This is a genomic window from Pedobacter sp. Hv1 (assembly GCF_001412215.1).
GTDB lineage: Bacteria > Bacteroidota > Bacteroidia > Sphingobacteriales > Sphingobacteriaceae > Pedobacter.
In genome coordinates, this window is the sequence record NZ_LLWP01000001.1 from 373,282 (window position 1) to 400,268 (window position 26,987).

Here is a 26,987-nt window from a genome sequence, read left to right on the forward strand (position 1 = left end):
CCCTGCTTTCTATTAATGACCTGTAGCTTCATTAATACTTTGTTGTTCTTTTAAGGCATCGACATTGTTTTTATTGCCAAAGTTTTGTGTTTTGTCTGCAAAGTAAGCTAAGATATCTACAATAGAATCTAAATTATCCGCTACACGTTGGTGCATGTCTGGTAGATCTTTGTCTAACTTTTTATCCCCTAGCTCTATATTATCCACTTCAATTTTTCCAATCTTTTGGATAATTGCCTGTTGCGAGTGTTGTAGATCTTCTAACTCTCTCACAATTTTTTCCATTAATTCAAACTTCTTTAAAGTATCCATATTCACTATTTTAATTAATGTATAACTGTCTTGTTTGTTTAATAGAACCAATTTGAGCGGAAAAAGTTTTGAAAATTGCCATTTTAATGGTGTCAGCATTTGGAATTTAATAAATTAACTAATAATTTAGTTTTTTTAATGGCCTTTATGAAAAATATTTTCCTATTCTTGATTTGCATTCTCTTTCAGCAAACTGTTAGCGCACAAACCCGTACCATAGATGCAGAAAAATTGTTAGAATTCTATCAAACACAACGTTATGCCGAAGCAGCACAATATCTACAAAGCATTTACCCAGATGGTACCCAAGATGTAAAAGTATTGAACCAAATTGCTTATTGTAACCTCATGGCTGGCAAGTTACCTGAGGCTGAAAAAAACTACCTTAAAATATATGCACAGCAGCCAACATTTTTACCTGTATTATTCAGCCTATCCAGTATCAGTGTACGCAAAGGGCAAAATGCCAAAGCAAAAAGCTTTCTAAAAAATATTATCCAATTAGACTCGAACAACTTTAAGGCTTATAAACAATTGGCCGACCTAACCGTGGATAGCCTGCAACTCAAAGTATCTTATCTCAATAAGGCCAACCGTTTAAACGCAGCTGATCCTATTGTGGCTTACGACCTTGCCCAAGCCTACAAACTATTGGGTCTCTTTCAACCTGCTTACGACATTCTAAAAACTGCTATTGTAGCCGATACAAGTAATCTTTTTTTATTAGAAGCACAACTACCTATTGCCAACGAACTAAAAAAATACGATGAGGTGATTGCAGTAGGTGAAAAACTCCTACAAAATGAAGTGGATGCCAATGTGGTAAAAGATGTGGGTAAGGCTTATTTCTTTTTAAAGAACTATCAAAAATGCCTCCTCTTATATCAGATATTAGAAAAAATGGACAAACAGACCGAAGCTACTTTATATTATATGACACTCTGTTATAGAGAGCAAAAAAAATATGAGCTGGCGGCCACTTATGCTAAAAAAACCATTGAGGAAGGAATCTCAGTAAATACCGTGAATTATTATGCCACCCTTGGTGCAATTTATGAAGCGAATGATCAACCTACCAATGCCATTGCGGCCTATAAAAAGGGCCTTTCCTTTAATAAACCCAGTGCAAGTTTATACTATCGTTTAGCGCTGGTCTACGACCTCAAATTGAAACAAGCAAAAAATGCACTGACCTATTACAACCTGTACCTAAAGAGCAAACCAGATGCTGATAAAGAAAAAGAACAGATTGAGTATACCAAAAGCAGGATATTAGAATTGAAGAAGTAAGTAGGAAATGGTAAATAGGGAATGGGGAATAGGTTAAGTTGTTGGTTCGGTAGTAGAAATTTTGAAGTCCGAAAGTCGGGAAGTTCATTTGCTCAATAGTTCATTAGTTTAAGTGGGGAATAGTGAATTGTAAATAGGGAATAGATATAAAATGCATCAATTCTGTGAGGATGCCTACCATACCATCATACTTTGTGAATATTGGCGACTTTGAACTTTCTACTTTTAACCTTTAACTTATAACGTACAACTTAACAACTATAAATCTTCGAAAAGGGGTTTTACCTCTACCCAAAATTGATCTAATGCAATGAGTCTTGGTTTTAGAAATGAGATCAGATCGGGCCAGTTTTGTTGGTTATAGATACTTACACCATGTAGCGTTTTAGAAATTCTACTCATTGGTGCACCAAATTCGTTGGTTGTATTTTCTTCCCACTCCCACTCCTCATTTACGGCTGCAGTAAACAACAGCTTTAAGGCCTTAAACTGTGCTATAAATTCGTTTCTAATCTCTTCATCACTATGGGTAAGCTCAATGGCAATTACAGCTTGGTGTTGCTCTGCATTCATTCTAAAGAACACATTTTTCACCCCTGTTTTATAATTGATCCAATTAATAGCTAAACCTTCTGCCGATGGAATGAGCTTAAGGTATTTACCAAAGGTAATCCAGAACTGCTGACGGATTTTAGAAGCTTCTTCTTTACTGTACATTAAGCTGGAAATTCGCTATGATTGATTGCCCATTAACCTGGCCACATATTTACCAATAATATCAAACTCTAGGTTAACTGTATCGCCAACTTTTACCTCGTGCAAATTGGTATGCTCAAAAGTATAAGGAATAATAAATACCGAAAACTCATCTAGAGCAGAATTAACTACGGTTAAACTGATCCCATTTACACAGATAGAACCTTTCTCTACAGTAACATTACCTAAGGCTGAATCATATTGGAATCGGTATTCCCAGCTACCATCCAATTCATTTACCATAACACAGGTAGCAGTTTGGTCTACATGACCCTGTACAATATGTCCATCTAAACGGGCATTCATCTGCATGCAACGTTCTAAATTAACCTTGCTGCCAATTTTTAAATTGCCCAAACTACTTTTATTCAGGGTTTCTTCAATAGCGGTAACCGTATGCGAATGGTCTGCTAGAGCTACTACAGTTAAACAAACCCCGTTATGGGCCACACTTTGGTCTATCTTCAGTTCTGCACAGATCTCAGAATGAATGGTAAAATGCATATTGCTGCCTTCTTTAACAATATTTTCTACCTCGCCCAGTGTTTCTATTATTCCTGTAAACATTTAAATATAGTCCTTTCTATTTCTCTTCCAGTTGCTTTCTGTTTGTGTACTTTGAGCAACACCATCAATTTTTACTTTTTCTTTTTGCAACAACAGTACAGCGGTTAATGCCGCCAACATGGCTTCTTCTTCCTTGTCATTTTTTAAGCTATCTGCATTAAAGTATTTGCCTACAAAATGGGTATCGAATTTACCTGAAGTAAAAGCTGGATGCTGCATTACAAATTTACCAAAGCTCAATGTGGTTTGTATGCCCGTAATGTCATATTCTTCAATAGCTCGGATCATTCGCTCTATCGCTTCTGCCCTATCCTTGCCATAAGTAATCAATTTGGCAATCATCGGATCGTAATAGATCGGAATTTCCATTCCTTCTTCAAAACCATCATCAACTCTTACCCCATTGCCCTTAGGCGTAGTGTAGGTTTGTAAAGTACCAATATCTGGTAGAAAATTATTTAATGGGTCTTCTGCATATACCCTTAACTCCATGGCGTGGCCATTAATTTTCAGGTCTTCTTGTTTAAAACTCAAAGCTTCACCTCTGGCTATTTTGATTTGTTCTTTCACCAAGTCTAATCCAGTAATCATTTCTGTAACCGGATGTTCAACTTGTAAACGGGTATTCATTTCTAGGAAAAAGAAATCGAGGTTTTCATCTAAGATAAATTCTACTGTACCTGCACCAACATAAGCTACAGATTTGGCCACATCTACCGCACATTTACCCATTCGTTCTCTAATTTCTGGGGTTAATACAGACGATGGTGCTTCTTCAATTACTTTTTGGTGCCTGCGTTGTACCGAACATTCACGTTCAAATAAATGAACAATATTGCCATGTGTATCGCCTAAAACCTGTATTTCAATGTGTCGTGGAGATGTTACGTATCTTTCAATAAATACCGATCCATCTCCAAAAGCAGAAGTAGCCTCACTTACGGCCAAATGCATCTGTTCTTCAAAATCGGCCACTTTCTCTACAATACGCATTCCTTTACCACCACCACCAGCTGCTGCTTTGATCAAAATTGGAAAACCAACTTCAACCGCTCTTTCTTTGGCTTCATTGATATCTGTAATGGCTTCTTCTGTACCCGGAACCATAGGGATATGGTATTTAAGGGCTGCAGCTTTTGCTGACAGTTTATTGCCCATAATTTCCATGGCCTCTGGCGTTGGACCAATTAAAATCAGACCTGCAGCTTTTACTTCTCTTGCAAATGCCGCATTTTCTGATAAAAATCCATACCCAGGATGGATTGCTTGGGCACCTGTTTGTTTACAGGCTTCAATGATCTTTGATCCGATTAAATATGACTGGTTGGAAGGTGCTGGTCCGATACAAATGGCTTCATCTGCATAACGCACATGTAAGGCCGTACGATCTGCTTCTGAAAAAACAGCAACGGTTTGAATTCCCATTTCTTTGGCAGAACGCATAATACGTAACGCAATTTCGCCACGATTAGCAATTAAAATCTTAGTGATAGTAGGCATATGTATTTATAAATTCAATTGAGAGATGGTTGTGATGGCCCGATCAATCAGGGACGAAGATAAGTCTAAATGCGTTACAAACCTTATGGTTTTGTCAGAAGTACTGTTACACAGGATACCTTTTGCGCCCAATGCCTTTACAACTTGATCTGATTTCAGTCCATTTCTCACATCAAAAAGTACAATATTGGTTTCAACGGGGGTTACCGCACTTACATAATTGGTTTGAGTTAAAGCAGTTGCCAATGCTTTGGCATGCTGGTGGTCTGTTGCCAAACGGGTAACATGGTGGTCTAGTGCATAAATACCTGCAGCAGCTAAAAACCCTGCTTGGCGCATTCCGCCTCCCAATACTTTTCTAATTCTTCTGGCCTTATTGATGGTTTCTTTCGAGCTCAACAGTACAGATCCAACTGGTGCACCTAAACCTTTAGATAAGCAAACAGAAATACCATCGAAATATTTGCCATAGTTGGCGGCTTTATCGCCTGTGGCCACCAAAGCATTAAATATTCTAGCACCATCTAAGTGAAGCTTAATTCCTTTAATGGCACATAAATGATGAATAGGTTCTATTTGGGAAAGCTGATAACATTTACCTCCACCTTTATTCACCGTATTTTCTAGCACAACCAGACTAGAATTTGGATAATGGACATTGTCTGCATTAATTTCGGGCTCGATCAACTCTGGAGTTAAAATTCCCCTTTCGCCATTTAATAAGCGGACAGATGCCAAAGAGTTATAGGCAATGCCACCACCCTCATAACGATAAACATGGGCTGTTTGATCGCAGATGACCTCATCCATAGGTTGGGTAAAACATTTAATGGCAATCTGGTTGCTCATGGTACCCGATGGACAAAACAGCGCAGCTTCCATATTAAATAAACCTGCCAATTTTTCTTCCAACGCATTCACGGTTTCATCTTCCCCAAAAACATCATCGCCAACTTTTGCGTTCATCATCGCATCGAGCATACCCGGTGTTGGTTTGGTAACGGTATCACTTCTAAAGTCTATTTTATCCATAGTTTTTTATGTTCTAAACATTAAGGCAAATTAAAAAACTCATTTGCAAAAGGCCCTATTGATTTTGTAATATTATCAGTAAACATTCATTATTGTCACGTTGAGTCCTTCGAAATACACCAAAAACTTTTTGATGTATTTACTGTCTTCGACAAGCTCAGACTGACATGTATTTTGAGTTTATTCTGATCTCATTTACTAATAAACTCATAAAACGCAGGAAATTCCCTACGCCAGAAAGCTTCATTATGTTTACCATCGGATTTTTCTACTACTTTGATATTTTTATTTTGTCCGGTAGGATCCAAAATTCGATAGGCACTTTGCATATCGTTGATCATCATTTTACCTTCCAAGTTTCCAGCCACAAAATAGATTTTATGTTTACTTAGCACTTCAACTTTACTCTTCAGCTCAGTTTCTATGGCTTTTCCTACCCAAAAGGCGGGAGAAAATATCCCAGCACTCCCAAATACCTTAGGATAAGTTGCAATGGCATACATAGAAATTAAACCACCCATAGAGCTTCCGGCAATGGCAGTGTTTTTAAAATCGGTTTTGGTTCTGTAATGCTGGTCAATATAAGGTTTAAGGTTATTCACCAAAAAGTCGACATAGGCCTTGCCTTTCCCCTTGCCATATTGGCTATCGTAAGGGTTATATTCTTTTAACCTTTCGCTCCCTCCATGATCAATGCCCACCACAATATATTCCTTTCCCCCTTTGGCAATCACACTATCCAAAAGTTCGTCAACACCCCATTCTCCGTAACCACCAGTAAATTCATCAAACAGGTTTTGTCCATCGTGCATATATAAGATAGGATATTTTTTGTTAGCAGAAGAATAAGAAGGCGGTAAATAGATCCAAACTTTTCTTTTTGCATTCAATTGCGGAATCAGAAAAGCACTATCCACCACATGTACATTTACTGAAGCTGTGTGTTTGGGCAGCTCTTTTTCAAATTCATCGGCCCAATTGGCCACATTAATTTGAATGAGAGTATCTTTCTTTAGCTGAAATGATCTATTGCCAATGGTTTTTCCATTTGCACTTGCCTCAACCTTGTCCCAAGTACCACGGGTAATCTTAAATTCGTAAGCATCAGCTTTCAATTTTAAATCTATGTAATAACCGCCATCACCTGCTTTTTTAAACCTAAAGATGGTATCATTTGGCGACCAATTGTTAAAACTACCAGCCATAAAATACTGTGGCGTTCCATCTTTACTTTTAGGAATATGTTGAAGCTCAAATCGAACCTTAACTTGGGCATGTAGGCCAATATATACTAGCATTAACCCAAAAAACAGACAAATTCGTTTCATCATTTCACGATCATTAGTCGATTTAACTTAATTTTTTAAATCATTTAACAAATAAATAGAAATAATTACTTTTTTTATCATTTATATTTACACACAAATAAATTAAACCCATATAATTGCTGCCGGTAGAATGGACAATGTCAATATCAAAAAATTAGCACAAGCCCTTCATCTTTCTACTTCTACTGTTTCTAGAGCATTTAGAGACAATAGCGATATTAGCGCCACTACAAAAGAACGTATCCTGGCTATGGCTAAGCAATTGAACTACCAACCCAACCATTACGCCAGTAATTTAAGAGAACAGAAAAGTAAAACCATAGCAGTTATTGTACCCGAGTTGGCCAATAACTATTTCTCTTTGGCCATTCAAGGTATTGAAAGGGTAGCCAGTGCCAAAGGTTACCACATTCTAATTTATGCCACCAACGATCAGTTTGAGAAAGAAGTCTCTTTTATCAAACACTTGCACAATGGCAGGGCCGATGGCATTATCATGTCGGTTTCTGGTGAGGCCAATGACCACAACTATTTGAACGAACTTTCGAAAAAACGCTTGCCTTTAGTATTTTTCGATCGTGTTTATGAAGATATCATTACGCCAAGAGTAATTACCAACGATTACGAAAGTAGTTTTTCTGCAACCAAACACCTGATCCAGCAGGGATGTAAGCGTATTGCCTATTTAGCGGTAAATAAAACCCTTTCTATTGGCAAAACAAGGATGCAAGGTTACATTGATGCTTTAAAGAAATTTAAAATTCCATTTCAAGAAGAATTGATCATCGATTGTACCAATAACTACAAAGAGAACATCGATCTTTTAAAAGAAGCCTTTACTACATTAAAGCCCGATGGTGTTTTTACTTCTGTAGAGCGTTTGGCCTTTGCTACCTACTATGCTTGTTACGACATAAACCTCTCTATACCAAAGGATTTAAAAGTAATTGGTTTCTCAAGTTTGGAGATTGCGCCTTTGCTCAATCCGGCTTTAAGTACGGTAACACAGCCCGCCTCAGATTTAGGTAAAACCGCAGCAGAACTGCTCTTTAAAATGCTCGAAAATCCGAACGATATCAACCCCGCAAGTGAGGTGGTTTTAAACTCTAAATTGTTCCAAAGAGAGTCTACTTCAAAGGGCTAAATTTGGCGCTGCTCTACCCCTGTTTTTTGAAGTTAAATTCAGGTCAATTTTTTTCAAAAAAAAACGAGATTTTCCGAAAACACGCAGAATTTTGTACTTGATGTTGCAACATCTTTTCATTTTGGTTTGAATTTTTCGGGAACGTTCCCGAAAACGTTCCCGAAAATCGACTAAAAAACATCTTAGTGTAATTATTACACTATTTTGAGATATTTTGATTCGCAATTAACTCATAATCAATAATTTAATTTATAAACACTAAATATTTTAAATTTATTACTCCATAAATTATTTGTCATTTTGGCCATTTTACCTGTATAAAATATGGCGTTCAAAAAAAATATGACATAAAATTTTGATTTTTCATATGCTACGCTAAATTTACAATAGTGTAATACACAATTAATTATAACCAAATATTTCACCTTTAAAACGGGCTTTTTCTATGAAAGTACTTTACCCCATTAAGCTTTGTATGTTAATGTTTTTTGCACTCTGCACATTAACAACTTATGCGCAAACTGGAAGCATTTCTGGTAAAATTGTTGATGATTCAAAACTCCCAATTCCTGGTGTAACAGTACAGGTTGATGGGACCCAAAAAATCACAATTACAGACAATGATGGAAACTTTAAAATCACAGGTTTAAACAGTGGAACTTATACCCTAACTGCAAAGTATCTTGGCTATGCTGCTACCAAATTAACAGCTACCGTTGGTGCTGGCAATGTGGTGCTCAATTTCGAGCTTAAACCAGAAGCTCAAGGTCTTGATGAAGTAATTGTAGTGGGTTATGGTACGCAAACCAAACGTGAGGTAACAGGCTCCATAGCAAGAGTAGGTGGCGATAAACTAACTGCCCTCCCTACCCCAAGTTTTGAAGCCAGCTTACAAGGAAGAGCTGCTGGTGTACAAGTTACGCAAGGTAGCGGTTTAGCTGGTAGTGGCTCAGTAATTAGAGTTAGAGGTATTGGCTCTATTAGTGCGGGTGGTGATCCTTTATATGTAATTGATGGGATCCCGGTAACGGCCGATCCATTTTTAAATGGTAACAGAGGGGCTATGAACCAAAATCCTTTAGCTACCATTAACGCAAACGATATTGAATCTGTAGAGATCTTAAAAGATGCAGGTGCTGCCGGCATTTATGGCTCTCGTGGTGCAAATGGGGTAATATTGGTTACTACCAAACGTGGTAAGCAAGGTAAGCCTACCATTAACTTCTCTACTAAATTTGGATTAAGCACTTATGCCAACAAACCAGATTTTGTAAATGGTCCAGAATGGTTACAGCTGCGTCAAGAAGCATGGATAAACGATGGCAATACTGGTTTAGCTACCTTGCCACAAAATTTAACCTGGGCACAAGCTCAACAAAACAATACAGATTGGTTTAATCTGGTTACAGAAACTGGAAAATCAAACGATCAACAATTGTCATTTAGTCAAGGTACAGAAAAGTTAAGAACCTATATCAGCGCCAATTATGGCGACAACCAGAGCTTTTTAAAAGGCAACTCTTACGAGAAATATGGTGTTAGAGCAAACGTTGATATCAAACCAACCAATTATTTCTCGGCAAATATCAATATTGGTTACAGTAAAGGTACCAACACTAGGGTAAGTGCTGCTTGGAGTGGTGGTATTGGCGATGCCATGTCTACAGCCTTGCCAATTTATCCGGTATTTAATGCTGATGGTACCTATTGGGTAAATGGAGCAAATCCTGCCCGTACCATTAATTATATGGATTGGAAAAGTGTTGATCAACGTTTATTGGCAGGCATTACCCTAGAATTGAAACCTTTCAAAAACTTCACCTTAAAAGGTATTGCCAATATGGATAACCTGCGTGTAGTAGAAGATCAGTTTTCGCCAAAAGAATTAACTGGCAATGCCAATGGTTATGCCAATCGTTGGGACAACAAAATCTTAAACAGAAACTTTACAGGTACTGCCAATTACGACATCAACATTGATAAAAGCAAAATTACCATTCTAGCTGGTGCCGAAGCACAAAATTTTGAGCAAAATGGTTATCCAAGTGGTATTGGAGGCGATGCAAATACCCCTTACTCTAAAGACCAAGCTGCTTTATTTGCACGTATGGCTGTAATGGCATCAACCAATTCGCTATATTATGTAAATGGATTAAACAGAACAACTTTTGCCAGTTTGTTTGGTCGTATCAATTATGCTTACGACAACAAATATTTCCTACAACTATTAATGCGTAGAGATGGTTCGTCTAAGTTCGGTCCAAATAAAAAATACGGTTACTTCCCTGCTGCTTCTGCTGCTTGGACCATTAGCCAAGAAGACTTTTTAAAGGGCAACAAAACCATTAGCAATTTAAAATTAAGAGCCAGTTATGGTATTACTGGTAATGCGAACATCCCTCCGGGCGAGTATTATGCTAAATTTGGTAACAGTGGTTCGTACAATGGAAATCCTGCTACCAGCCCACAAAACGTAGAAAACCCTAACCTACATTGGGAACAGTTAAAAAGTATAGATGCTGCTATCGAGTTCGGTTTCTTCAATAACCGTTTATCTGGAGAGTTTGCTTACTACAACAAAAGAACTTCTGATGTATTGATCAATGGTGGTATCTCTCCTTCAACAGGCTTTGGCACTGCTTATCAAAATGTGGGCGAAATCCTGAATGAAGGTTTAGAGCTGAGCTTAAACACCATTAACGTTAATGGTAAAAACTTTAAGTGGACCACTAATTTTAACATCTCTAAAAACTATAACGAAGTAGTAAGTATCGGTAGTCTATCGGCTGATGCCATTGGTGGTGGTACTAACGATACCCGTATCATTTTGGGCAAACCAGTAGGCACCAACTTTTTGGTACGTTATTATGGTGTAGATCCTAATGATGGTTTACCGATCTGGTTAAATAAAGATGGTTACCAAACTAAGAATTTCTCTTTGGATGATCGTGTTGCCGTTGGCAAGGTTATTCCTGATTATGTAGGTGGTTTAACCAATACATTTACTTTTAAAGGTTTTGAATTAACTACCCTATTCACTTTTGCAATTGGTGGCAATATTTACGATGGCTCTGCCAAACGTCAATTGGGTGTGGTTACCGATTGGAACATCAGAACTGACATTGCAGATAGATGGAGAAAACCTGGCGATATTGCAAAATTCCCTCGTTTAACCATGAATTCTAATAACTATCCGGGCTTATCTAGTGAGTGGAATTACAACTCTACCATGTTCTTATACGATGCTTCATTTGCTAGGTTGAGAGAATTAACACTAGCCTATAACCTCCCAGCCGATTTTGCCAAAAGAATTGGCATGCGTAATGCGAGGGTTTTTGCTACTGGAATGAACCTCTTAACTTTTACCAAGTACCCAGGTGGCGATCCAGAAATAGCTAGGGATTTTGAAAATCCTCAGGATAGAAACATGAGTCCTAATGTGACCTATTTAACTACGCCACAACAAAAAACAATAACGTTTGGCTTTTCAACAGCATTTTAGTACGCATCTTAAAAATTAGAAAAATGAAAATCAATTATAAAATACTAGCAAAAGGAGTTTGTTTACTACTGATCGTTACAGGGATAACAAGTTGTGAAAAGTTTTTAGATGCTCCACCCTTAAATGTGGTTACTAAAGCAGAAGCTTTAAAAGACGAGGCTGGTGTAGCAGCGGTAATGAATTCAGCTTATCAGATATTAGGGGGTGGCGGTGTATTTGGCGGAAAATATCAGGTAATTTCAGAACTGATGGCAGACAATCTTCAAGGTAATTTGTTAAATGGAGATTACGGCGAGATCTACAATAGAAAAACCTCTGTTTTTGGCGATTACAAAAATGGTTTCTATACCGAAATTTATCAGGCCAATTACCGAGCCAATACCGTGCTCGAAAATTTAGGTGTTACTGCTGCTAAAAGAGATGACTTAGAAGGTCAGGCTAGATTTGTGCGTGCATTTGCTCATTTTATATCTGTACGCTTTTGGGCACAACCTTATGGCACAACAGCAGACAATAGCCAGCTAGGTGTACCATTAAGAACAAGCACAGCGATAGAGCCTGCTACAAGAGCAACGGTAAAACAGGTTTACGATCAAATCATCGCCGATCTAAAAACTGCCGAAACTAAACTAAATGATGTCAATCCGGGTTATCCGACCAAATTAGCTGCCAAAGCTTTATTGGCAAGGGTTTATTTCTCTATGAACGATTTCACCAATGCCTATCTTTATTCCAATCAGGTAATTACGAGTGGCAGATTCACTTTCGAAGCAGATTATACCAAAAGATTTTCTGAAGGATTAAGTACAGAAGCTATTTTTCAGATCATCAATACTGAAGGCAGTTACAGCACTGGTGGTTCATTGAGAGACAACTTCCGTTCTGATTTTAACTTGCCAACCTTAAGGTTCACCCCTGCTTTTTATGCATTTGTTAATACCACTAACGATGTGCGTAAAGCATGGTTCAATACGGTAAAATATCCAGGCGAAATTGTAACCACCAAATACAACAAAGAAAGATTTAATGTACCTGTACTCCATTTAACAGAAATGAAGTTGATCAGGGCAGAATCTGCTGCAGAATTAAATACCAATTTAAGTGTGGCCGTTGGCGATATCAACGATATCTTGAACAGAGCCTATGCAGGTACCAAATCTATCCCAGCCAATTCATCGGCCGCTTTGATCAAAGCCAATGCCCGTGCAGAACGCTTGATAGAAATGGTAGCAGAAGGAGACCGTTTGTATGAAATTAAAAGAATTGGTGCCAAAGGCGAAAATATTGATAGACGCGGTGCAATTTGGAATTGTACAGGTTTAATCTTACAATTTCCAGTAAGCGAAATGGCAAGTAATACCAGTTTCCAACGCAATGTTGAAGGTGGCTGTAACTAAAATTAAATTCGATAAGAAATGAACAATATTAAATATATCATCTTGGCCTTATGTGTAATCTCGGTATGGGGTTGCAAGCCAGAAGAATTTGGGCCTATTGGTGCCGAAGACAATATTTTAAAGGAAATGCAGGGTACTTGGGGTTTAACAAAAGTTACCCAGGTAGACCAAGATGCCACTACTAAGGGCTTTCCTTACAAACAGCTAGACATTACCAATGTATATGCCTATAAAGACCTGTCTATTGCCTTACAAGGCGATGCTTCGGGGGCACCTACTTCGTTTACCATTACGCCAGGCAACTCGCCAAAGATTTCTGATTTTAATACAGGAAACTGGGTGGTAGACAATGCCAAAGCGCCTACCATTATTACATTAAAAAATGGAAACATGACTTCCGATCTCACCTTGGGTTCTTACGCTGGTTTAAAAAGCGGAAAATTCTATCTGAGAAAGATCAAAAAAGCAAATGGCAAAATTGTCGTGAGTTATATCTATGAATTCACTAAAAAATAATCCATCATGAAAAAACTGATATTATCAATCATATTTACTTTCAGCGTAGCTTTTGCTTTTGCACAAGTTACCTTCAGCCCTGCTACTTTTACCGCAGAAGACGAAGTAACCATTACCTTAGATGTAACGGGTACACCAATGGCTGGACAAGACGATGTTTACCTTTGGATGTTCTCTAACGATGGTGTTGGAGGTGGTAAAGATGCCTTAACCAATGGTCAATGGGGTAATTCTTCTGATGCAGCAAGAATGACCAAAATTGCCACTAACAAATTTACTTTCAAATTTACTGGCACTACCCTATTTGGCCAAAGCCCTGCAGAACTAATCAACTTTGGTTTTTTGGGCAAAAGCAAAGATGGCTCTAAACAAACACAAGATTTTAAGCCCTTTAAATTCGACCCTTTGGTATTTAGTCCATCACAGTTCAGGATCTTTCCGGGTAAATTAGATGCTACCGACATGAGTACGGTTTATTTTCACCAAGATCAGGCCACAGAACAGAACGTACAAAGAATGTTCGACGTAAAAGTTACCCTAACTTTTTATAACGATGCCGGAGCCGTAGTGGGTACCAAAACAGGTTTAGTGGCTATTAAAGAATCTACAACTGTTTATTCCTATTCATTTATTCCAGATCGTGTAATTACCATTCCAGCTGGAACAAAACTAAATAAGTTCACCTATCAATTTACAGGGAGTATTAAAGATGCCAATGGTGGTAACATACCTACAAGCGCTCCTGTAAACGAAGTTGTTTATACTGTCTTTAATTAAGCTCAAAAATGAAAAACAAGATATTATATACACTATTGGCAGTTGTAGCAATTGCTTTTGGTTGTAAAAAAACAGAATTCGATGAGGTGTCTAAAGGCGAAGCGCTGGGTGCATTTGCTATTGCTGCTCCTGTAAACAATACCATGTTGGTATTAAACTCAGCTACGCCAAGTAACAAGATTACTTTTAGTTGGACTGCTGCTACACCAGGTGTAAGCACAAAACCTACCTATAAATTTGTAGCTGCGTTAAAAACTGGATCAATAGACGTACCACTTATTGAGTTTCCATCAGATAATGCGGGTACCAGTACTACTTTAACCTTAACTCAAAAACAATTAGACGATGCTCTAAAAGCAAAATCAATTGCAGATGGTGCAAAAGTTGACCTGATCTGGGCTATCCAAGCCACCAATGGCAATGTAAAGGTAGTTACTACTGGAACAGCAATGAACATTGCCATTACCCGTATGGGCGATGGGGTAACCAACTTCTTGTTGTACGGTCCTGTTTCTTCGAATACTTCATTGGTGATCAATCCAAACTCAACTACAGATTTCCTGAACTTTAAATGGCAAAAATCATTTCCTGGAGTAGCAGCCAATCTAGTTAAATATCAAATCAAGTTTGTAGCTAAAGGTGGCAACTTTGCTAGTCCTTTATTTACCTATACCTCAAACAATAACGGTTTAGATTCTGCTTTAGCTGTAGGTTATAAAGATATCAGCGATAAGCTAAGTGCCGCTGGTTTTACAGATCAGGCCACCCCTGTTGCTTTGCAATGGACAGTTGAAGCAACTTCTGGAAATTTCAAAAAAACAGCAGATTATGTAAATGATCTGGTGATTACCAGAGAGGTTAAAATTTTCTTGGTTGGTGGCGATACACCTGCAAGCTGGACAGCAGAAAATGCTTTACCAATGATTGCCGATGTTTCAAACCCAGGTACCTTCTACATTTATGTAAAATTAAATGCAGGTAATGGTGGTCTGAAATTCTTGAACCAACAACAATGGCCAGGTGGTAGCTTAAATGCTTCAGACTGGGGCATGAAACCTGGAAGCCCAGGCGATGCTGTGGTAGACAACGAAGTAAACATTGAAAACTATGGTCCTTCTGGCGTTTACCGTGTAACCTTCGATCAAAAGAACCTTAAATATTATGTACAGGCAAACTACGGACGTATGGGTGCTGTAGGTGGCGCAACTGCCGCAGGCTGGAACCCACCTAATATTTTCCCTAGCCAAGGTTTAAACTTTATGGGCACCAATAAGTTTATGGGCTTTGTAAATTTAACTGCTGGACAGGAATGGAAAATGATTGACGGTGCGGAATGGCCAAATGGCGGTGGACCGGTATCTCAATCTAGAGATTATGGCAAAGGTACTGCAGACGGTGTGCTGGCAGAAACAAATGAAAGCAACTTCCCTGTTGTAGGGCCATCTGGCTTACGCAGAATCATTTGGGACGGAACAGACATCAAAAACCTGAAATACTCGGTTACCGATGGTACCATATTCTTGGTAGGTAATGCAACTGCTGGTGGTTGGGATAATTCTGCAGGTAATGCTGCGCTACCTGCCATGACTTATAGTGGCAATGGCAAATGGACAGTAACCACAGCAATGACAGCTGGAGAGTTTAAATTTATTGTAACCAAAGGAAGTTGGGATTATAACTACGGTGGCAAAGCAGGTGCAATTGCGGAAGGTGGCGACAACCTGATGATTGCTACTGCAGGCAGTTATACCATTACTTTAGACGAGTACAATAGAACCTATACCATTACCAAAAATTAAAACATACCTCAAAATAGAAAAGTCCTTAATTAATTTTAAGGACTTTTTTTATGTTTTATTTTTCGGAAAATCAGACCATATACCAAAGCCAAAACTGGTCTTAATTAGGCCTTATTAGTGTATAAAGTACACTTTATTAGATAATGCCCTTAAAACCACTAATTCAAACGTTTGATATAAACTCAGTGTTAAGGAATAAAAAACTAAATTTTAATTTTTTTTTCAAAAAAACCCACATATATTGGTAGACTTTTTACTTAATACATAACTTAACAAACCAAAAAAATGATAGTTATTGCAGACGGTGGATCAACAAAGACGAATTGGTGTTTAATCAATGAAGCGGGAAGAAAAATCCATTTTAACACTGAAGGATACAACCCTTATTTTTCTGATAGCGATTATATTGAAAACTCTTTGAAAAGTTCTTTACCAGACCATTTAGAACCAGAAAAGCTAACAGAAGTAAATTATTACGGCGCAGGTTGTTCTACTGATGCAAAAAGAAAAATTGTAGCAGATGCCATGGAAAAAGTATTTCCGAATGCCAAAGTTAACATCGGTCACGATTTATTAGCTTCATGCCGTGCCCTATTAGGAGATAACGAAGGTTTTGCTGCAATTTTAGGCACAGGCACCAATACTTGCCTTTACGATGGCAATGACATTTCATTGAACATCGATTCGCTAGGTTATTTCTTAGGAGACGAAGGCAGTGGCAGTTACATTGGCAAACGCATCTTGGCCGATTACATGAAAGGTTACATGCCTAAAGGATTAAGAGAAAGCTTTTACGACAATTACGCATTAACCAACGAAGATATTTTTGAGCATATCTACAACAAGCCGTTACCTAACCGTTTCTGCGCTAGCTTTAGCAAGTTTATTTACGATTTTAAAGACAGCTACGAAGAATATACAACAGGTGTGGTAGATTATGCCTTTACCGCTTTCTTCGAGAACTTAGTAATCCACTATCCTAACTACAAAAACTATGCATTAAACTGTGTAGGTTCTGTAGGTTATAGCTTTAGAGATATTTTAAGTATCGTAGCCGATAGATACGAAATGGGCGTAGGTAAAATTATCCGCTCGCCAATAGACGATCTGGTAGACTACCATTTAAGCAAAAAATAAAAAAAAAGCCTCAATATTAATCGAGGCTTTTTTTTTGAGTTATGGGTTATGGGTTGTAAGTTATGAGTTTGCAGTCGACAGTTCTCAGTTGCCAGTACCAGTTCACAATTCAACCGCTTTGAGCTTTATCAGTAAACTAATGACCAATGAGCTATTCTGTTTTTATACTTTGTACCAATGAACAACTGAACCAATGAACTAATTATATCAACCATGTCAGTCTGAGCCTGTCGAAGACCTTTTAGTAGTGCACTTCGATAAGCTCAGTGTGACAATCATTAATTGGAAATAGTTAAATATATAAAACAACTTTAGCTCAAGTTGGCGTCCACGCCAACGGGTTATGCAAATAGTGCCTACGAATGAATAAAGACTAAGGATTATTTATTGATAGAGTTGTGAATTTTTGTAGTACCAGTTTACAATTGAATGCTTTGAGCTTTCAGCCTTTTGCTTTCCGCTTTAAGCTTTATTGAACGATAACTTTTCTGCTGTAGCTTTTGTTATCAATTTGAAGGATTAAGATATACATCCCAGAAGTGATCTTGTACTTACTCAAGTTCCAGTAATACTCTTGTCTGCCAGCTGCTTGCTCTTGTTTTACCAATACGGCCAATTGTTTTCCAGTAAGGTCAACAACCCTTAAATTAACTTTCGCCCTAGTGGCCAAGTTATAAGCAATATTGGTATAAGTAACTGCAGGATTTGGATAGTTGGTAAAACCAACATTTTGGATCAACTCTTTTGTACTTGGCGAAATTGCATTACTAGCGCTTACTTGCGCCTGAACAGCTGTGTTCATCGCAGTTAAACCGATAATAAGTACAATTAATTTGTAGAGTTTCGCCATTAATACTTGGTTGATAGTGTAAAGATAACACTTCCCTAATAAAATAGTTAAGGAAATGCTGATTATTTTTTTATTTATAATTAAATGTCTTTTCCACTTAAAAAGAAATCTCTTTACTAAACAATTTGGCGTATTTCCGTTTGTCGAACTTATACAAAGTTGCTGCCCTAAAAGAAACACCTTTCTGCTTCTCGTCAAGCTCTTTCAATACCCCAAAACTTAATATTTTCTTTCTAAAATTCCGTTTATCCAGTTTTTTGCCTAAAATAAGCTCATACACATTCTGCACCTGTGTTAAGGTAAATTTCTCTGGCAAAAGTTCAAAAGCAATTGGCAAATGTTTAATTCTTCGTTTTACCTTTTCTAGGCCTTTGTCAAAAATATGCTGATGGTCAAAAGCCAGCTTAGGCAATTCACTTACATTAATCCATTGCGCCTTTTTAGCATAATTGGTTAAAGGTTTCAACGCTTTATCACCCCCTAACCGCAGCATGGCATAATAGGCCACAGTAATTACCCTACCCTGTGGGTGTCGATTTACTTCGCCAAAAGTATAATACTGTTCCATGTAAACATCACTTAAACCAGTTAGCTCATGTAAAATCCGAGAAGCAGATTGATCTACACTCTCATCTTCGCCAACCAGGTTACCAGGCAATGCCCACCAATCCTTAAAAGGTTCTTCGTTTCTTTCTATCAATAAGATCTTTAGTTCGCCACCATCAAAGCCAAACAAAACACAATCAATAGAAACGGCCGAGTTAAATACAGGTAATACTTCTTTCAAGACAAAATCGTTTTATATTTTATAATATTAGAACAAAATAAATACACTTGTTCGGTTATTTTGTAAAAATAATGAAAAAAAAATTACTTAGTGTAAAAAATACACACTATATTCGTGTAATATAATGGAACCAAGTATTAAAAATATTGCTGTACTAACTTCTGGAGGAGATGCCCCCGGCATGAATGCCTGTATACGAGCAGTTGTACGCACTGGTATATACCACGGCAAAAATATGTTCGGCGTAATGCAGGGCTATCAAGGTTTAATTGATAACAACATTAAGCCGATGGATGCCCGCTCTGTAAGTAACATTTTACACATGGGTGGCACCATCTTAAAAACAGCTAGATGTTTAGCGTTTAAGGAAGACGAGGGTATGGAAACAGCCTTCCAAAACCTAAAACAAAAAGAGATTGATGGCCTGATTGTAATTGGTGGCGATGGTACGTTTACCGGTGCACAGCGGTTTGGCAAAAAATATGGTATCAATGTAATCGGTATTCCCGGCACTATTGATAACGACCTTTATGGTTCTGATTTTACCTTAGGGTACGATACTGCTGTAAATACCATTATCGAAGCCATTGATAAGATCAGAGACACAGCCGACTCTCACGACCGTTTGTTCTTTATTGAAGTAATGGGCCGAGATTCTGGTTGTATTGCCCTACGTACCGCTATTGCAAGTGGTGCAGAAGCAGTGTTGTTGCCTGAAAAAGAAACCTCGTTAAAAGAGTTGATCTCTAAATTAAAAGCGGGTGTATCTACCAAAAAGTCGTCGAGCATTGTAATTGTTTCTGAGGGAAACAAATATGGCGGCGCTTATGATATTGCCAAAAGTGTAAAAAGAAAATTCACTCATTACGATACCAAAGTAACCATTTTAGGCCATTTACAACGTGGTGGCAGTCCGAGTGGTTTCGATCGTATTTTGGGTAGCAGATTAGGCTTTGCAGCTGTTAACGCCCTCATTGCAGGCGCAAGCATGCAAATGGTAGGTTTACGTGGCAACGAGATTAAATTAACAAGCATAGATGAGGCATTACATGCACATACCTATAAATTGGAAGACGATTTATTAGAGATGACACATGTATTGTCTATATAATATAAAATATGATAGCAGTAGTTTATAGCGGATCGAAAAGTGCTTTTTGGAAAATTTCTAACGAAGGTAAAACCATAGCTGAGTGTACCATGCCCGGCATCAACCCTTGTTTTAACGATCAAAAGCATATCCTTTATCTTTTGAATAAGAACATTGTACTGATTAACCACGCAGAGAGCATTAAAAAGATCTATGTTTTTGCGGCTGGTGCATCATCGGTAGAAAGCCAAAAAGACCTGGCCGAAACCTTGGGACAGTTTTTTATTAATAGTAGGATCAAAGTTAAAGACGATCTATATGGTGCTTCTATTGCGGCCTGTTACGATAAAAAAGGAATTGTAGGCATTTTGGGCAGCGGTGCCAACTGTGCTTATTTTGATGGCAAGAAACCAGAACACAACAATTATGGCCTAGGTTTTATCTTGGGCGATGAGGGTTCTGCAAACTATCTGGGCCGGATGTTGTTAAAGAACTTTCTAGAAGACAAGCTCCCTGCCGAACTTAAAAAACAATTTGAAGAAAGATACAATGTAGACCGACCTATCATTTTAGAGAAAATCTACAAAAAACCAAATGCACAGAACTACCTGAGCTCCTTTTTTGATTTCTATGTTGACAACAGAAATCATAAATACATGGAGCAGCTGATAGATCAGGCATTTGAAAAATACATCAAAACCTACTTGGTACCAACATTGGCCCACCACCCTAACGAAGAAGTACACTTTGTAGGTAGCGTAGCCGGAACATTTCAAGATAGGTTACGCCTAACTGCCGAAAAACACGACATTAATATCATCAGTATTACAAAAGAACCGATATACAATTTACTTGATTATTACTCAAATTAATAAAAATGACTAAAGTAGGAATAAATGGATTTGGCCGCATCGGCAGACTAGTTTTTAGGGCTGCATTGAAAAGAGGCTTAGATATTGTTGCGATAAATGACCTGATCGAGCCAGATTACATGGCTTACATGTTAAAATATGATACTACACATGGCCGTTTTGACGGTACTGTTGAAGTAAAAGATGGACAATTGGTGGTAAATGGAAAAACGATCCGCATTACTGCAGAGCGTGATCCAGCAAACCTGAAATGGAACGAAGTTGGTGTAGAGATCGTAATCGAATCTACTGGTTTGTTCTTAACCCGTGCCGATGCCGATAAACACATTGCTGCAGGTGCCAAAAAAGTAGTGTTCTCTGCTCCTGCTAAAGATGACGACATCCCTACTTATGTAATGGGCGTTAACCACGATCAATTAACTGCTGATCAGACTGTGGTTTCTAATGCATCTTGTACTACCAACTGTTTAGCACCTATTGCTAAGGTATTGCATGATAATTGGGGTATTGCAGAAGGTTTAATGAGTACCGTACACGCAGTTACTGCAACGCAGAAAACTGTTGATGGTCCATCTGCAAAAGATTGGAGAGGTGGCCGTGGTGGTTTCTCTAACATTATCCCTTCTTCTACTGGTGCTGCCAAAGCGGTAACCAAAGTAATCCCTGCTTTAAAGGGTAAATTAACGGGTATGGCTTTCCGTGTACCTGTTGCAGACGTTTCTGTAGTAGATTTAACTGTACGTTTAGAAAAACCTGCTACCTATCAGCAAATTAAAGATGCGATGAAAGCAGCATCTGAAGGTGCTTTAAAAGGTGTGTTAGGTTATACTGAAGATGAGGTTGTTTCTTCAGACTTTATTGGCGATGACCATGCTTCTATCTTTGATGCTGGCGCTGGTATTGCATTGAACGACAACTTTGTAAAAGTAGTTTCATGGTACGACAATGAGTGGGGTTATTCTTCAGCATTGGCTAAATTTGTAGAATACTACGGAACATTAAAATAAAAAACCTTCGATAAGTTTGAATATAATGGCAGTATCTTAATTGGTATTGCCATTTTTTGTGTTCACAAATTTCACCACCGCAGTTAGGCTATCAATTTTAACATTAAGAAATGAAGACAATGAAGAAACCCTTAATCTTCCTTAATGCCTTAATGTTTCAACGACCTGTCACACTGAGCTCGTCGAAGTGCTATTTCAACATTAAGAAGTTAAGCTAACTAAGAAAACCTTAACTCTACTTAATGCCTTAATGTTTTAACCCACTGTCACACTGAGCTCATCGAAGTATTAACATTAAGAAGTGAAGACAATAAAAAACCTTAACTCTCCTTAATGCCTTAATGTTTCAATCCCTTGTCATGCTGAGCTCGTCGAAGTATTAACATTAAGAAATGAAGACAATGAAGAAACTCTTAATCTTCCTTAATGCCTTCATGTTTCAACCCTCTGTTACACTGAGCTCGTCGAAGTATTAACATTAAGAAGTGAAGACAATGAAGAAACTCTTAATCTTCCTTAATGCCTTCATGTTTCAACCCTCTGTCACACTGAGCTCGTCGAAGTGCTATTTCAACATTAAGAAGTGAAGACAACAAAGAAAAACCTTAACCTTACTTAATGCCTTCATGTTTCAAAAACGGCTAACAAAACCAATGAACTAGGTGATTATTTAACAAACATTTAACACCTTAACCCCTTTTTGATCAAATATTACGGGTACTTTTGCGTTATAGATATGACGAAAACAATGCAGGAGCGCCCTTTTGTCATTTGAATAACAGAAAATTTGAAATAATTATGTTTTTTCTTAGTGTACTTTTTACACTATTGAAAATAATTTATATATTTGCATCATCATTGGTGAGTAAGCAATTACAAGAGCCACAAAAAAAGATAAAAGAAGCCAATTGGCTTATAAAAAAATAACCCGTTCATACAGGTTTATATTTGGTTAGAAAAAGAGATCAGTCTGGATGGATGATCTCTTTTCTTGTTTATAAGCCTTTTGTAATTTGAGTACACTTAGTTACAATGGGATAAATCAAACAATTATTTTTTCATCTGATTGATTATGTTTGGCGGTCAGCCTCCATGTAATGAATAAGCCAAAAAGTACTCCTAGTATTGTAGTAAACAATGCAACACCGCCATCAAGAAGATATTGTTCTTCGCCGTTTATTTTAATGCCAAATATCATGATAATTATACCTGTAAGTGGTGCTAACAACCATAAACATGCAATTGTTAATGAAGTCTTGAACTTATATGTTGGAGCAATGATATAGGCTGATACAATTGTTATCATACTAGCCATTAAAGGGCTAGCACCATGTTCAAAACTATTGCTCATTCCTCCCATTAAAATTGGACTAATATACGTTGCATACAAGATACCTAACCCAATGGAAGCAGGTACTACTACCAACCATCGGAGTTGCTTAATGATGTTTCTATTCATGATTACTAAGATAATAGTAAACTTGAAGATGTCAATATCCGTCTTTTTTTATAAGTGCACAAGTGGGACGCTTGCGCCAGAGGAGGGCTATTAAATACATCAATAGCAAAATGTAAAAACACAAATTTTTGCTTCTTTGTTAAACTTGATTTTACTTGAACAGTATTTATAGTTTAGAATGAAACTGTTCCAAACGTCTCCAATTATTTTTAATTTATGTTCAAAATCTCGTTCCATTTGTTTTAACGGCAATTGTGGATTGGTTACTTACAATAAAAGCAACAAAGTATTGATTTCTATTACTTTGTTCTCTTTAAATAATCCTCCCAGGTTTCCTCTTGTAAATTATCTATTAAATCTGTTATAAACTCACAGCCAATTTGACTTAGCTGACCTTTTGGTATAAATGGCCCCCAACTCTCTAATTTTATTAGCTTTGCTATAACAACATAAGAATCGTCGAATTGAACTTGGTATCTGTCTCCTTGTGGATTATATTGTTCAAAATGTTCTGGACTAAGTAAAACGTTCTTATCACTTACCATAGAAGTTAACATTGCCCCTATAAAATTATTGTTATCGAAACCACTATAATATATGATATAGTGGAAACCCTGTTTCCGTCCCCTTTTTGATGCGCGAAGTATCTCGCCTCTTTTAAAATTCATGTTTAGTTATCTATTGACTTATAATTGGCTTTTCCAAGCTAAAATGTCTCTTATTGGCATTGTATATGAAAAAGAAGTTCCAGTCATTAAATTATTTACATGGTCAGTATAAAGTACATAGAATTTGTAGATTGATGCTAAATCATTCCTGTCAACATGAAGGTCAGCTAATCCTTTTGGATGAGTAATTTTATCTCTCTTAGCTTTCAATTCATTAAACAATTCAAAATTCAAAGAGTTAAATGACAATACATCAGGCATCCTATTAAACGTCCGCCCATGTCTCTTAAAGGTTTTTTTAAACTTATCACTGAAAGCTTCTTTATCAAAGTAATTAGTATAAGCATTGTACTGGTTATATAGATATAGGTCAGCCTCGATTAGACTAAAAAGTTCTTTAAGTGAAGCTCTTAACAAAGGTTTATAAGATGAGCTCATTTCATCTAAATTACCCACAATCTCATAGATACTGTTAAAGTCTTTTCTTAATTCGTTGTGAGTAAATTGAAATTCTGTCATGGCATCAAAGTACTTCTGAGCATCTTTAGCGTCAACCTGCATTGTATCTTTCATAGTTTAAATATAGATGTTAATTCCATTAGAACTGTTAAGATAAGTATATTGCTAGATGAAAAAGTGTTAGCTAAGGTTTGGAAACAAATCAGACTTGACTGAAGTATAGGGTTCAAAATCAAATCCTATCGACTTATATAGAGTAAACGAGTTGGGCAATAGTGCAAATTCAGGTCGATGCTTTTTGATTAGTTCAAATTTCATCACCTGCATTTCACGAAAGTGAGTAATCTTGTATTCAGCACTTGAATAATCTTCAATCTTAAACTCTTCAAACTGGAAGTCTAATCTATCAACAATAGACAGAATTCCCGTATAAACTCTATTTTCACCTTGTTTAAATGGATGACGTGTTTTATCTAAGGAAAGTTCAAATCGGACATTACCTAAAAACATATACTGAGCCTCGATTATTCTTTCTGAATAAATTTGATGATTATTAGTCCAGTGCCTTATTTCCACATACTCAAGTTCGCCTTTAAAGTAGCCATTATCATCAGTATCTCTAACATTAAAAATCATTCCTGCTTTGGTAAATCTTCCTTCTTCCGGAGTCGTTGGAATTGTATATCCAGCATAAATTCCATCAATTTGATTATAGTAAATCTTAGAAAGTGATTGCTTTTGGGAGTAGTAAAACCAAATGAGTAGTATAAACGGAGTACAAATGCTTATGGTATTACTTATATCTTCGAGAGAGATATTTAAGTTGCACATTGTCATTATATATTATTGAATTTTCGATTTAATATTGTTTATGGAATAAACTAAGATAACGTATTGTTTTAAGTCTTCATATTAAAATGCAAACCGCAATTGCTAGCCTGCATTGTGAGCTGAGTCGAAGTGCCAAAGGAGAAATGCGTAGCATGACTTTGGCTATGTCATGACACGAACAACGCAGCTGTGAAGCTGAAGCGAAAAACGCAAGGCGAGCTAAAAAGTAGCAAACGAATTTGATCTGAATTATGAGACAAAGTAATGAGCCTATAAGAGAGATTTAGAATGAATTAGACAATAGTTTTAATAAACTAACTTTAAATTATTATTAACATTATGAATGTAAAGCTGTTCACATGCCATTTTTTTTGATAAGATTTTAATAGTATCTGTATCATTAATATAATTAAAATCCAAAGGCACACGAGGCATAAAGTTGTACTTCATAATTGTCTTTTTTTCTACAAATAACAATAAGCATTTGTCTTCAAGATATAAAGAATCCAGCAGCTTATTTTCTACAAATCTTGTATTGTCTAATTTATATTTTTCAAGCATTTTTGCTGTCGAATAGGGCGGTATGATAATAATTTTATCCCATTTGAATGAGTTTATATTGCAAAGCTCCAGTTTAACCTTTTGGCCTGATTCTTTTGCCAATAAAATTTTATCCTTTAGCGTAGAGTAAACATTGTATTTTTCAATTTTTTGCTCAGTACAGCTTATTTGAAATAGTACGAACATCAATATCATTAGCCGCTCTTTTGTGATCATATGTTTATTGGTTTGTAGGTGTTATAGATCCATTTTTTATATAAGCCAATTTACCATTTGTATTTACTTCTTATGATTAGTACAAAGTATCTCAATTTTGTGAATATTATGCACTTAAAACTTTCAACTCCATCTTCCATCTCCCCTTTTCCATTTTCCCTATTTGTTCATTGGTTCACATGCAAACAGGCAACTGAAATATACAAATTTTGGGTTAATAGTTCGTAAAATTCATTCTTGTTGATAAGGAGTAAATAGGGAATGGGGAATAGGAAATAATTAGAAGATCGTAGCGAATCTCACTACACCATCTCCTACCTCAAATCCTTATTCCCCACTCCTATTAATCTTTAACACCAAAACCTACAACCTGTAACCTACAACACACAACTAGCAACCCATAACCTGCAACACATAACTCATAACCCACAACCCAACTAACACTCAGCTTCTTCTTTTACAAAAATCTCTTCTAAATGTGTTTGGTATTGTTTCAGGTCTCTTTCCATATCAGTATTTTTTAATACATCGTAAAAATGTAGGCTTGGTAGCGGGGTCATCCCTGTAAAGGCATTCATCCGGTGAAAACCGAATAAAACTCCTTCGTCTACGCTGGTCTGCATAAAAAACTCGTTTGGTAAGGTAAAGGCTTCTTTTGGCGCATTCCAAGTGCTCGTAACCATATACTTTTTACCATGCAGCATACCACCCGTACCGTAGTTAATGGCTGGGTTACTAGAAGAACGGCCGTCGCTCTCGTAAATACCTGTTTGGTAACCTTCGCTAAATACAACATCTATATATTGTTTAAGGGCATATGGCAATTGGAACCACCAGATTGGGGTATGGTATATGATGACATCCGCCCAGGTATATTTTTCTACTTCAGCTTTGGCATCATAAGGTTCGTTGATATTGGTTGTTCGAATTTCAAAACCTTCTTGTTGGTTAAAAAATGTAGCTGTAGCATTCGCAATGGTCTCGTTAAACAAACCACCAGAGTGACCAAATTTCTGGCCGCCATTTATAATGAATATCTTTTTCATGTATCTTATCTTTTTTGATGAGGCAAATTTACCAGCTCATCAATTATCATCAAAACAAGTTAATTCATACCTTTGTATCAGAAT

At 37.1% G+C, this 26,987-nt stretch carries 25 protein-coding genes; 11 read left to right on the forward strand and 14 right to left on the reverse strand.

Annotated features, from left to right (window positions below):
- Positions 1-12: 12 nt before the first annotated feature.
- A complete protein-coding gene (locus AQF98_RS01840; RefSeq protein ID WP_055130688.1) occupies positions 13-312 on the reverse strand; it encodes a hypothetical protein in 300 nt (99 codons plus the stop codon).
- 147 nt (positions 313-459) lie between these two features.
- On the opposite strand from AQF98_RS01840, the gene AQF98_RS01845 reads away from it, so the two are divergent.
- A complete protein-coding gene (locus tag AQF98_RS01845; protein ID WP_161805838.1) occupies positions 460-1,602 on the forward strand; it encodes a lipopolysaccharide assembly protein LapB in 1,143 nt (380 codons plus the stop codon).
- 258 nt (positions 1,603-1,860) lie between these two features.
- On the opposite strand, the gene AQF98_RS01850 is transcribed toward AQF98_RS01845, so the two are convergent.
- The 5 genes from AQF98_RS01850 to AQF98_RS01870 form a co-directional block, all read right to left on the reverse strand.
- Complete coding sequence (locus tag AQF98_RS01850) at positions 1,861-2,319, reverse strand: DUF4268 domain-containing protein (RefSeq protein WP_055130214.1); 459 nt, start codon at positions 2,317-2,319, stop codon at positions 1,861-1,863.
- Between the two features lie 15 nt (positions 2,320-2,334).
- Complete coding sequence (locus AQF98_RS01855) at positions 2,335-2,925, reverse strand: riboflavin synthase (RefSeq protein WP_055130215.1); 591 nt, start codon at positions 2,923-2,925, stop codon at positions 2,335-2,337.
- Complete coding sequence (gene accC / locus AQF98_RS01860; RefSeq protein WP_055130216.1) at positions 2,926-4,425, reverse strand: acetyl-CoA carboxylase biotin carboxylase subunit; 1,500 nt, start codon at positions 4,423-4,425, stop codon at positions 2,926-2,928.
- A gap of 6 nt (positions 4,426-4,431) precedes the next feature.
- Positions 4,432-5,457: a low specificity L-threonine aldolase gene (locus AQF98_RS01865; RefSeq protein ID WP_055130217.1), complete on the reverse strand. Its 1,026-nt coding sequence runs from the start codon at positions 5,455-5,457 to the stop codon at positions 4,432-4,434.
- 191 nt (positions 5,458-5,648) lie between these two features.
- On the reverse strand, positions 5,649-6,788 hold the full coding sequence (locus AQF98_RS01870) for an alpha/beta hydrolase (protein ID WP_082434869.1): 1,140 nt from the start codon (positions 6,786-6,788) through the stop codon (positions 5,649-5,651).
- A gap of 127 nt (positions 6,789-6,915) precedes the next feature.
- On the opposite strand from AQF98_RS01870, the gene AQF98_RS01875 reads away from it, so the two are divergent.
- The 7 genes from AQF98_RS01875 to AQF98_RS01905 all read left to right on the forward strand — a co-directional run bounded on the left by AQF98_RS01875 (position 6,916) and on the right by AQF98_RS01905 (position 17,057).
- Positions 6,916-7,929, forward strand: a complete 1,014-nt coding sequence (locus AQF98_RS01875) for a LacI family DNA-binding transcriptional regulator (RefSeq protein ID WP_055130219.1) — start codon at positions 6,916-6,918, stop codon at positions 7,927-7,929.
- 445 nt (positions 7,930-8,374) lie between these two features.
- The gene (locus AQF98_RS01880) at positions 8,375-11,431 is read left to right on the forward strand and encodes a TonB-dependent receptor (RefSeq protein WP_082434870.1); all 3,057 of its coding nucleotides are present in this window, start codon (positions 8,375-8,377) and stop codon (positions 11,429-11,431) included.
- A 23-nt stretch (positions 11,432-11,454) separates the two neighbouring features.
- Complete coding sequence (locus tag AQF98_RS01885) at positions 11,455-12,828, forward strand: RagB/SusD family nutrient uptake outer membrane protein (protein ID WP_055130221.1); 1,374 nt, start codon at positions 11,455-11,457, stop codon at positions 12,826-12,828.
- An 18-nt stretch (positions 12,829-12,846) separates the two neighbouring features.
- Positions 12,847-13,344: a DUF5004 domain-containing protein gene (locus AQF98_RS01890; RefSeq protein WP_055130222.1), complete on the forward strand. Its 498-nt coding sequence runs from the start codon at positions 12,847-12,849 to the stop codon at positions 13,342-13,344.
- A 6-nt stretch (positions 13,345-13,350) separates the two neighbouring features.
- Entirely contained in the window at positions 13,351-14,121 is a 771-nt protein-coding gene (locus tag AQF98_RS01895) for a hypothetical protein (protein ID WP_055130223.1), read from the forward strand.
- An 8-nt stretch (positions 14,122-14,129) separates the two neighbouring features.
- Positions 14,130-15,920, forward strand: a complete 1,791-nt coding sequence (locus AQF98_RS01900) for a SusF/SusE family outer membrane protein (RefSeq protein WP_055130224.1) — start codon at positions 14,130-14,132, stop codon at positions 15,918-15,920.
- A 285-nt stretch (positions 15,921-16,205) separates the two neighbouring features.
- Positions 16,206-17,057 carry a hypothetical protein gene (locus AQF98_RS01905; RefSeq protein WP_055130225.1) on the forward strand — a complete coding sequence of 284 codons (852 nt, stop codon included), beginning with the start codon at positions 16,206-16,208 and terminating at the stop codon, positions 17,055-17,057.
- Between the two features lie 469 nt (positions 17,058-17,526).
- Here the strand turns inward: AQF98_RS01905 and AQF98_RS01910 are convergent, their stop codons facing one another.
- Together AQF98_RS01910 and AQF98_RS01915 are read right to left on the reverse strand one after the other, a co-directional pair.
- Positions 17,527-17,907: a T9SS type A sorting domain-containing protein gene (locus AQF98_RS01910; RefSeq protein ID WP_055130226.1), complete on the reverse strand. Its 381-nt coding sequence runs from the start codon at positions 17,905-17,907 to the stop codon at positions 17,527-17,529.
- A 97-nt stretch (positions 17,908-18,004) separates the two neighbouring features.
- Positions 18,005-18,694, reverse strand: a complete 690-nt coding sequence (locus tag AQF98_RS01915) for an NUDIX domain-containing protein (RefSeq protein WP_055130227.1) — start codon at positions 18,692-18,694, stop codon at positions 18,005-18,007.
- Between the two features lie 124 nt (positions 18,695-18,818).
- On the opposite strand from AQF98_RS01915, the gene pfkA reads away from it, so the two are divergent.
- The 3 genes from pfkA to gap are packed head-to-tail and all read left to right on the forward strand — an operon-like array spanning position 18,819 to position 21,663.
- On the forward strand, positions 18,819-19,805 hold the full coding sequence (pfkA, locus tag AQF98_RS01920) for a 6-phosphofructokinase (RefSeq protein ID WP_055130228.1): 987 nt from the start codon (positions 18,819-18,821) through the stop codon (positions 19,803-19,805).
- An 8-nt stretch (positions 19,806-19,813) separates the two neighbouring features.
- Positions 19,814-20,656 (forward strand): hypothetical protein, encoded by an 843-nt coding sequence (locus AQF98_RS01925; protein WP_055130229.1) that lies wholly within the window; start codon positions 19,814-19,816, stop codon positions 20,654-20,656.
- Positions 20,657-20,661: 5 nt separating this feature from the next.
- A complete protein-coding gene (gap, locus tag AQF98_RS01930; protein ID WP_055130230.1) occupies positions 20,662-21,663 on the forward strand; it encodes a type I glyceraldehyde-3-phosphate dehydrogenase in 1,002 nt (333 codons plus the stop codon).
- 1,042 nt (positions 21,664-22,705) lie between these two features.
- Here the strand turns inward: gap and AQF98_RS01935 are convergent.
- The 6 genes from AQF98_RS01935 to AQF98_RS01960 all read right to left on the reverse strand — a co-directional run bounded on the left by AQF98_RS01935 (position 22,706) and on the right by AQF98_RS01960 (position 26,903).
- Complete coding sequence (locus tag AQF98_RS01935) at positions 22,706-23,122, reverse strand: hypothetical protein (RefSeq protein WP_055130231.1); 417 nt, start codon at positions 23,120-23,122, stop codon at positions 22,706-22,708.
- A 299-nt stretch (positions 23,123-23,421) separates the two neighbouring features.
- Positions 23,422-23,790, reverse strand: coding sequence for a hypothetical protein (locus AQF98_RS01940; protein ID WP_055130232.1), 369 nt, complete (start codon positions 23,788-23,790; stop codon positions 23,422-23,424).
- 18 nt (positions 23,791-23,808) lie between these two features.
- Positions 23,809-24,363, reverse strand: coding sequence for a hypothetical protein (locus tag AQF98_RS01945; RefSeq protein ID WP_055130233.1), 555 nt, complete (start codon positions 24,361-24,363; stop codon positions 23,809-23,811).
- 66 nt (positions 24,364-24,429) lie between these two features.
- Complete coding sequence (locus tag AQF98_RS01950; protein ID WP_152969608.1) at positions 24,430-25,080, reverse strand: hypothetical protein; 651 nt, start codon at positions 25,078-25,080, stop codon at positions 24,430-24,432.
- A 306-nt stretch (positions 25,081-25,386) separates the two neighbouring features.
- Positions 25,387-25,857, reverse strand: coding sequence for a hypothetical protein (locus AQF98_RS01955; RefSeq protein ID WP_055130235.1), 471 nt, complete (start codon positions 25,855-25,857; stop codon positions 25,387-25,389).
- A gap of 437 nt (positions 25,858-26,294) precedes the next feature.
- The gene (locus tag AQF98_RS01960; protein WP_055130236.1) at positions 26,295-26,903 is read right to left on the reverse strand and encodes an NAD(P)H-dependent oxidoreductase; all 609 of its coding nucleotides are present in this window, start codon (positions 26,901-26,903) and stop codon (positions 26,295-26,297) included.
- Positions 26,904-26,987: the final 84 nt, after the last annotated feature.